The 6977-nt window shown below is 65.7% G+C and carries 7 protein-coding genes; 1 reads left to right on the plus strand and 6 read right to left on the minus strand.

The genetic code is table 11. From position 1 onward, the window contains the following. Positions 1-72: 72 nt before the first annotated feature. Entirely contained in the window at positions 73-1128 is a 1056-nt protein-coding gene (gene recA / locus P2Q66_RS15135) for a recombinase RecA (protein WP_079595873.1), read from the minus strand. A gap of 210 nt (positions 1129-1338) precedes the next feature. Beyond that, positions 1339-1563: a DUF3046 domain-containing protein gene (locus P2Q66_RS15140; protein WP_115525025.1), complete on the minus strand. Its 225-nt coding sequence runs from the start codon at positions 1561-1563 to the stop codon at positions 1339-1341. A 41-nt stretch (positions 1564-1604) separates the two neighbouring features. Between P2Q66_RS15140 and P2Q66_RS15145 the strand changes: the two genes are divergently transcribed. Beyond that, positions 1605-2132 carry a MarR family transcriptional regulator gene (locus P2Q66_RS15145; RefSeq protein ID WP_079595480.1) on the plus strand — a complete coding sequence of 176 codons (528 nt, stop codon included), beginning with the start codon at positions 1605-1607 and terminating at the stop codon, positions 2130-2132. A gap of 96 nt (positions 2133-2228) precedes the next feature. Here the strand turns inward: P2Q66_RS15145 and P2Q66_RS15150 are convergent, their stop codons facing one another. The 4 genes from P2Q66_RS15150 to P2Q66_RS15165 form a co-directional block, all read right to left on the minus strand. Next, on the minus strand, positions 2229-2681 hold the full coding sequence (locus tag P2Q66_RS15150) for a helix-turn-helix transcriptional regulator (RefSeq protein WP_079595481.1): 453 nt from the start codon (positions 2679-2681) through the stop codon (positions 2229-2231). Positions 2682-2863: 182 nt separating this feature from the next. Then, positions 2864-3343 carry a CinA family protein gene (locus P2Q66_RS15155; RefSeq protein WP_115525026.1) on the minus strand — a complete coding sequence of 160 codons (480 nt, stop codon included), beginning with the start codon at positions 3341-3343 and terminating at the stop codon, positions 2864-2866. Beyond that, positions 3340-3984, minus strand: a complete 645-nt coding sequence (gene pgsA, locus P2Q66_RS15160) for a CDP-diacylglycerol--glycerol-3-phosphate 3-phosphatidyltransferase (protein ID WP_275729416.1) — start codon at positions 3982-3984, stop codon at positions 3340-3342. Before pgsA ends, P2Q66_RS15155 begins: the two co-directional genes overlap by 4 nt. Before the next feature lie 24 nt (positions 3985-4008). Beyond that, the gene (locus P2Q66_RS15165) at positions 4009-6927 is read right to left on the minus strand and encodes a DNA translocase FtsK (RefSeq protein WP_275729418.1); all 2919 of its coding nucleotides are present in this window, start codon (positions 6925-6927) and stop codon (positions 4009-4011) included. Positions 6928-6977 lie beyond the last annotated feature (50 nt).

Genomic DNA, 6977 nt, shown 5'->3' on the forward strand with positions numbered 1-6977 from the left:
GGCCCGGCGGGCGCCGCGTGGGCGGCCTGCGGCACTCCGGGGCCGCCGCTCCCGTTCACTTCCCGTCAACTGCTAGAACCCGTCGACGGCCTTCAGCTTGGGCGAGTCCTTGGATTCGGGCTCCGCCGGCTTCACGCCGACACCAAGCTTTTCCTTGATCAGGCGCTCGAGTTCGGCTGCCAGCTCCGGGTTGTCGCGGAGGAACCGCCGCGAGTTCTCCATGCCCTGGCCGAGCTGGTCGCCATCGTAGGTGAACCACGAGCCGGACTTCTTGATGATGCCGTGCTCAACACCCATGTCGATGATGCCGCCCTCACGGGAAATGCCCTGGCCGTAAATGATGTCGAACTCGGCCACCTTGAAGGGCGGGGCCATCTTGTTCTTGACGATCTTCGCCTTGGTCCGGTTGCCGACGGAATCGGCACCTTCCTTCAGCGTTTGGATACGGCGTACGTCGATGCGGATTGAAGCGTAGAACTTCAGGGCCTTACCGCCGGTGGTGGTTTCAGGGGAGCCGAAGAAAACACCGATCTTTTCGCGGAGCTGGTTGATGAAGATGGCGGTGGTCTTGGTCTGGCTCAGGCGGCCGGTGATCTTACGCAGGGCCTGGCTCATGAGGCGTGCCTGGAGGCCTACGTGGCTGTCGCCCATGTCGCCTTCGATTTCGGCGCGGGGCACCAGGGCTGCGACGGAGTCAATGACGATGACGTCCAGGGAGCCGGAGCCGACCAGCATGTCCATGATCTCCAGGGCCTGTTCACCGGTATCCGGCTGTGAGACGAGGAGGGCATCCGTGTCCACGCCCAGCTTGGCGGCGTACTCCGGGTCCAGGGCGTGCTCGGCATCGATGAACGCCGCGATACCGCCCTGGCGCTGGGCGTTTGCCACCGCGTGCAGGGCAACGGTGGTCTTACCGGAGGATTCCGGTCCGTAGATCTCCACGACGCGGCCGCGGGGCAGGCCGCCAATTCCCAGGGCGACATCCAATGCGATGGAACCGGTGGGGATGACTTCGATCGGGGCACGGACTTCATCGCCCAGGCGCATGACCGAGCCCTTGCCGAACTGCTTGTCAATCTGGGCAAGTGCTGCTTCCAGCGCTTTTGCACGATCCGGGGCTGCCGCCATGGTTGACACCTCTAATGCTTTCTCGATGGTGGCCTCAGCGGCCGTTTATTGGTCATCTCTGACGCTAAGGGGACCCACTGACATTCCTGCCGGATGACGACGGCTATGTGGATAACCCGTTATGGAAAGCATAGCTTTATCCGAACAGGTATTCGAACAGCGGCGCGGCGTGTCAGGGAAATACCGGTGGCGGACAACCGGCAGGGACTGCTAGTCCCGAAGGGGTTTGATGTCGCGTCCCAGCCGCCGTTCCGCAGGAACATCCTGGACATCGCAGACGGCGAGCCACACCTTGCGCGGCTCCACACCGGCGGCCAGTGCCTGGTCTGCAGTCCGGCTGCCTACGCCGGCGAGGACCAGGGTGCTGCTCAGTACGCGGGAGTACCCTGCACCGAATTCGTCATCCATGAGCCGCCAGTAGTCGCTGATTCGCATCCGAAAATTCTCTCACGCTCCGGGACCCTAGAATTGTTGCCATGAGCAACTCCCCCGATGCACTGCCGGACAGCCGCCCGGACGAAGCGACAGTCGATGCTGCGCTGCAGAACGTCGAACACCAGATCAGCCTGTTCTGGCGCCGGACGCGTGCCATCTCCAACCAGCTGTCCCGCCAGGTCCACCCGGACATGGAGCCGGCAGCCTACGGCCTGCTGACCGTCATCCGGCGCGAGGGCCCCATCCGCCTCACCGACCTTGCCATGAACATCGGTGTGGGCAAGCCGTCCATCAGCCGCCAGATCGCGTTCCTCGAAAGCATCGGGCTGGTGTCCAAAGAGGCAGACCCGCTGGACGGCCGGGCGCAGTCGATCCGGCTCACGCCCAAGGGCGAGGAGAAGATGCACCAGGTTCAGGATGCCCGGCGGCAGGTTTTCCGTGAGCGCCTGGGCGAATGGCCGGTGCAGGACCTGGAAGAACTGGCGCGCTACATGGCGATGCTGAACTCCACTTACGAGCGGGACGGGTTCCCCAAGGACGCGCCCGCATCAGCCGCAGGGCGGGACTGACGAACCGGTCCTATGCCGGACAGGAACGATGAAGCCCCTGGCCTGCGGCCAGGGGCTTCATGTATTCCAGGGCCCACTTCGGGGTGGGGGCTGCCCTTAGCGGGCGCCGGAGAGAAGACCGGTGGAAAGTTCGTCGTTGAGCTCGTTGTTAAGGTCGCTTTCAAGGTCACGGCCGTAACGCTGGGAGAATTCCTGGGGAACGGTGTCCGGAACGGCAACGCCTTCGGCTACTGCCACACGGTCGCTGACCTCGCGGAGCATGCTGGACAACGGAACATCCAGGGCCGAGCAGATCGAGGACAAAAGCTCGGATGACGCTTCCTTCTGGCCGCGCTCCACTTCACTGAGGTATCCCAGGGAGACACGGGCGCTGTGCGAAACTTCACGGAGCGTGCGCCCCTGACGCTGGCGGACATCGCGCAGGACATCACCAATTTCGTGACGAAGTACAACCATCTTGCGCTCCTTCTGTTCGCTCTTAGCCTGATCGGCGAGGCCCACATCCTTCCAGCGGACAACGCCGTTTACGGATACGGGCTGCTTTACCATCTGTATCGCCTTGCTCCCTCATTGGTCAGGTCCGCCGTGGGGCGAACCGTCGTGGTGTTTTCATCCTAGGCGCCTCCGCTCTTCGGAAGCGACACAATGTAATAACTAATCGGTACCGGCTTTTGTTCCCGGTAACTTTACGCCCGGTAACTTCGCCGGGACAAGGGCAGCCGGAACCCGGGTCAGGACGACAGCGCTTCGAGCAGCCGTTCAAGGGCAGCGCCGCATGCCTGTCCACGGATCTCAGCCCGGTTGCCGTCAAAAACATACTCGAAGGCTGACGTGCCGGCGGCCGTGGCGATACCGATGTACACAGTGCCCACCGGCTTCCCATCGTGACCTTCCGGACCGGCTACCCCGGTTGTGGAAAGACCAACATCGGCGCCCAGCACCGTGCGGGCTCCGGCCGCCATGGCGCCTGCAACGTCCCCGTCCACGGACCCAACACTGGCCAGCAGGGCCGACGGGACGTTCAGGACTGATTGCTTGACGGAATTCTGGTAGGCGACGACGCCGCCCTGGAGCATGCCGGAAGCCCCGGGGGTATCGGCCAGGACGGCCGACACCATGCCCGCGGTCAGCGACTCGGCAGTGCCTACGGTACGCCCGGATTCAAGGGCCTGCCGCACTGCCTGTTGGGCGAGGTGGTGAAGGTTCGTCATGGCTGTTCCTGTCCCTGGTCGGGCCTTGCCTGCAGCTTCCCCTTGGCCCGGAGGCGCAGCGCTTCAACAACATATTCGACGCCCGTCCAGACGGTGAGGATGACAGCAGCCATCATGACGGCGAACGCAACCCAGGCCAGCCAGGGGGCGAAGGCACCCAGCGGCAGGAGGTAGAGGAAGATCGCCGCGGTCTGCACCACGGTCTTGAGCTTGCCGCCGCGGGACGCGGGGATGACGCCGTAGCGGATGACGAAGAAGCGCAGGCCGGTGATGCCCCATTCACGGACCAGGATCACCAGGGTGATCCACCACGGCAGTTCGCCCAGAACCGACAGCATGACCAGGGCAGACCCGGTAAGGAGCTTGTCCGCGATGGGATCGGCAATCTTGCCGAAGTCCGTGACGAGGTTCCGGCTCCTGGCGATGTCGCCGTCGAGCTTGTCTGTGTAGATTGCGACGGCGAACGCCAGCACCGCCGCCCAGCGCCACAGCCCGGACTCGCTGCGCAGGCCGGGCGCATCGGCCAGGAGGAACCAGACGAAAAACGGCACCAGCGCGATGCGGAGCATGGTCAGGACGTTGGGGAGGTTCCAGACCCCGGCACGGCCTGGGCCGGCGGCGGTTGCATCGGTGCTAGTCACGTTCTTAGGCTACCGTCTTTGGGGCTAGCGTCCGGTGAGGGACCAGGCGTCTTCGGACCCGTCGTCGTCTTCGCCGTAGCCCCCGGGTGCCGTATCCGACCCGTCGTAATATTCGACGTTCTGCTTTCGCTGGTCCAGGTCCGCCGCCACCAGGTCCTCGGCATAGCCGCCCTGGGCGATGTTCGCATTGGCGTTGTCACTCAGGGCGGCGGTCTGTGCGTCCGCCGAGGCCGGAGCCTCCTGGCCCTTCATGGCTGCGAGGACGGCAGCGAGGTCATCCGGCTTCACCAGCACGTCGCGGGCCTTCGATCCTTCGGAGGGTCCCACCACTCCCCTGGACTCCAGCAGGTCCATGAGGCGGCCGGCCTTCGCAAACCCGACGCGCAGCTTGCGCTGAAGCATGGACGTGGAGCCGAACTGGGTGGTGACCACAAGTTCGGTGGCCTGCAGCAGCACCTCGAGGTCGTCCCCGATGTCGTCGTCGATCTGCTTCTTTTCCGCCTCGGGAGCGACGTCGTCACGGTAGACGGCCTGGAGCTGTCCCTTGACGTGCTCCACCACCTTGTGGATTTCGGATTCCGTCACCCAGGCGCCCTGGACGCGCATCGCCTTGGAAGCACCCATGGGCAGGAAGAGGGCGTCGCCCTGGCCAATCAGTTTTTCGGCTCCGGGCTGGTCGAGGACCACGCGGGAGTCGGTCACGGAGGACGTCGCAAACGCCATGCGGGAGGGCACGTTGGCCTTGATCAGGCCGGTCACCACGTCTACTGAGGGCCGCTGGGTGGCCAGGACCAGGTGGATGCCGGCGGCACGGGCCAGCTGGGTGATGCGGACGATCGAGTCTTCAACGTCGCGCGGCGCCACCATCATGAGGTCGGCGAGTTCGTCCACGATCACCAGCAGGTATGGGTAGGGACGGATGACCCGCTTGGAGTCCACGGGCGGCTGGACCTTGCCGGCGCGCACCGCTTTGTTGAAGTCGTCGATGTGCTTGAACCCGTAGTTGGCGAGGTCGTCGTAGCGGGCATCCATCTCACGGACCACCCACTGCAGGGCCTCCGCCGCTTTCTTGGGGTTGGTGATGATGGGCGTGATGAGGTGCGGGACGCCTTCGTAGGCGGTCAGTTCCACGCGCTTGGGGTCCACCATCACCATGCGCACCTCGTCCGGGGTGGCGCGCATGAGGATGGAGGTGATCATGGAGTTCACGAAGGATGACTTACCGGCACCGGTGGCGCCGGCCACCAGGAGGTGGGGCATCTTGGCCAGGTTGGCCACGACGTAGCCGCCTTCCACGTCCTTGCCGACGCCCATGACCATGGGGTGGTCGGTCCGGCGGGCGTTCTGGCTGCGGAGGACGTCGCCGAGGGAGACGGTCTCGCGGTCAGTGTTGGGGATTTCGATGCCGATGGCGGACTTCCCCGGGATGGGGCTCAGGATTCGGACGTCGCTGGAGGCCACGGCATAGGAGATGTTCTTGGACAGTGCCGTGACCCGCTCCACCTTGGTGCCGGGCGACAGTTCGATTTCGTACCGGGTGACGGTGGGGCCGCGGCTGAAGCCGGTCACCTGGGCCTCGACGTTGAACTGCTGGAGGGTGTCGGTCAGGGCAGCGACGACGGCGTCATTGGCTTCGGTGCGTTCCTTCGGGATGGATCCCGGCGTCAGGTAGTCCGAAGCAGGCAGGGTGTAGGTGACGTCGCCGGCAAGGGACAGCTGCTCGGTGCGCTGCGGGATGGGAACCGGCGGCGGCGCGGGAGCCACCGGCGTCGAGGGCACGGACGGTACGGCCGAAGCCGGCGGGCGGCCCGGAGCGGGAGTACCGGGAGCGGGCATGCCGGGCGTGATCAGCGGAATCGCTTCGGTGGCGTTCTCCGCTGCGGCCGCGGAGGCGCCGAGGCCCTGGGCCGCCTTGATCTTTTCGACGGCGATCTCCGCCTGGGTGGGCCGGCGGACGCCGGGCGCGGGACGCGGCGGCTGCGGCTCGTCGTCGTCGTCGTCATCGATGACGGCGTGCTCGAAGGCTTCGTCGCCCACGTAGCCTTCCAGGCCGGCGTCGGGCTCTTCGTCCTTGCCGAACAGGCGGCGCTTCTTCTTTTTGGGTGCGGCGGGAGGTGTGCGCTCCAGGTAGCTGCGGTCGTGTGTGTCCTTGGACTGCTCGTGGTCCATCAGGTCGATGCCCATCAGGTGCTCGTAGGCTCCGCGCAGCCGCCGCGGGATGGCCGTGAACGGCGTGGCGGTGATGATCAGCAGGGACACGAAGGCAAGGAGTCCGTAGAGAACCAGCGGGACGGCGGCGTGGATGGCCGCGAGCGGGGTGGCTGCCAGGAAGCCCAGCATTCCGCCGGCCTGGCGCAGGCCGTCAAAGCCTTGGGCCACGGTGGGCTGGCCGCCCAGGACGTGGGCAAGGCCGCAGCCGGCGAATGTCATGACAAGGAAGCCGATCCCCACCCTGTTGTTGCCGCGCCCGTCGGAGGGCTGCCGGAACAGCCTGAAGGCGCAGACGAACAGCATCAGCGGGAGCAGCAGGGACATCCAGCCGAAGGTGCCGTTGACCACGGCGTAGACAGCATCCGGGAACCAGCCTGTCAGGCCCCACCAGGCGAAGGTGGCGATGAAGACGCCGAGGGCAAGGTTGAACAGTGCGGCACCGTCGCGCCGTTCCTCGGCGGGAAGGTCGCTGACGTCGTGGCCGATGCGGCGGATTCCCCCGCCCACCAGGTGTCCGATGGCCAGCCAGGCGCCGCCCACCACCCGCAGCAGCCACGGCTGGTGGTGTTCGACGGCGGGAAGCTGCCGGGTGCGGGCCGTACTGGAGGAGCCCCCGGACCTGCTGGATTTGGCTGCTGCCGACCCGGAACCGCGGCCTGTGGACGCGGCGGATTTAGTGCCGGAGCTGCCCCTGGCTGTTCCACTGCGCGCGGAAGTAGTACGTGTGGCCATGATAGCCACGCTACCGGAACCGGGCCGGAATTCCGCGGATTTCCGGGCGG

Origin of the sequence: Arthrobacter sp. Cr_A7 (assembly GCF_029222765.1) — a bacterium.
GTDB lineage: Bacteria > Actinomycetota > Actinomycetes > Actinomycetales > Micrococcaceae > Arthrobacter.

Bases quoted from the DNA above. Each gene is read 5' to 3' on its own strand.
- P2Q66_RS15140 (WP_115525025.1), bottom strand. From the start codon at position 1,563: ATGCGAATCAGCGACTACTGGCGGCTCATGGATGACGAATTCGGTGCA.
- P2Q66_RS15145 (WP_079595480.1), top strand. From the start codon at position 1,605: ATGAGCAACTCCCCCGATGCACTGCCGGACAGCCGCCCGGACGAAGCG.
- recA (WP_079595873.1), bottom strand. From the start codon at position 1,128: ATGGCGGCAGCCCCGGATCGTGCAAAAGCGCTGGAAGCAGCACTTGCC.
- P2Q66_RS15150 (WP_079595481.1), bottom strand. From the start codon at position 2,681: ATGGTAAAGCAGCCCGTATCCGTAAACGGCGTTGTCCGCTGGAAGGAT.
- P2Q66_RS15165 (WP_275729418.1), bottom strand. From the start codon at position 6,927: ATGGCCACACGTACTACTTCCGCGCGCAGTGGAACAGCCAGGGGCAGC.
- P2Q66_RS15155 (WP_115525026.1), bottom strand. From the start codon at position 3,343: ATGACGAACCTTCACCACCTCGCCCAACAGGCAGTGCGGCAGGCCCTT.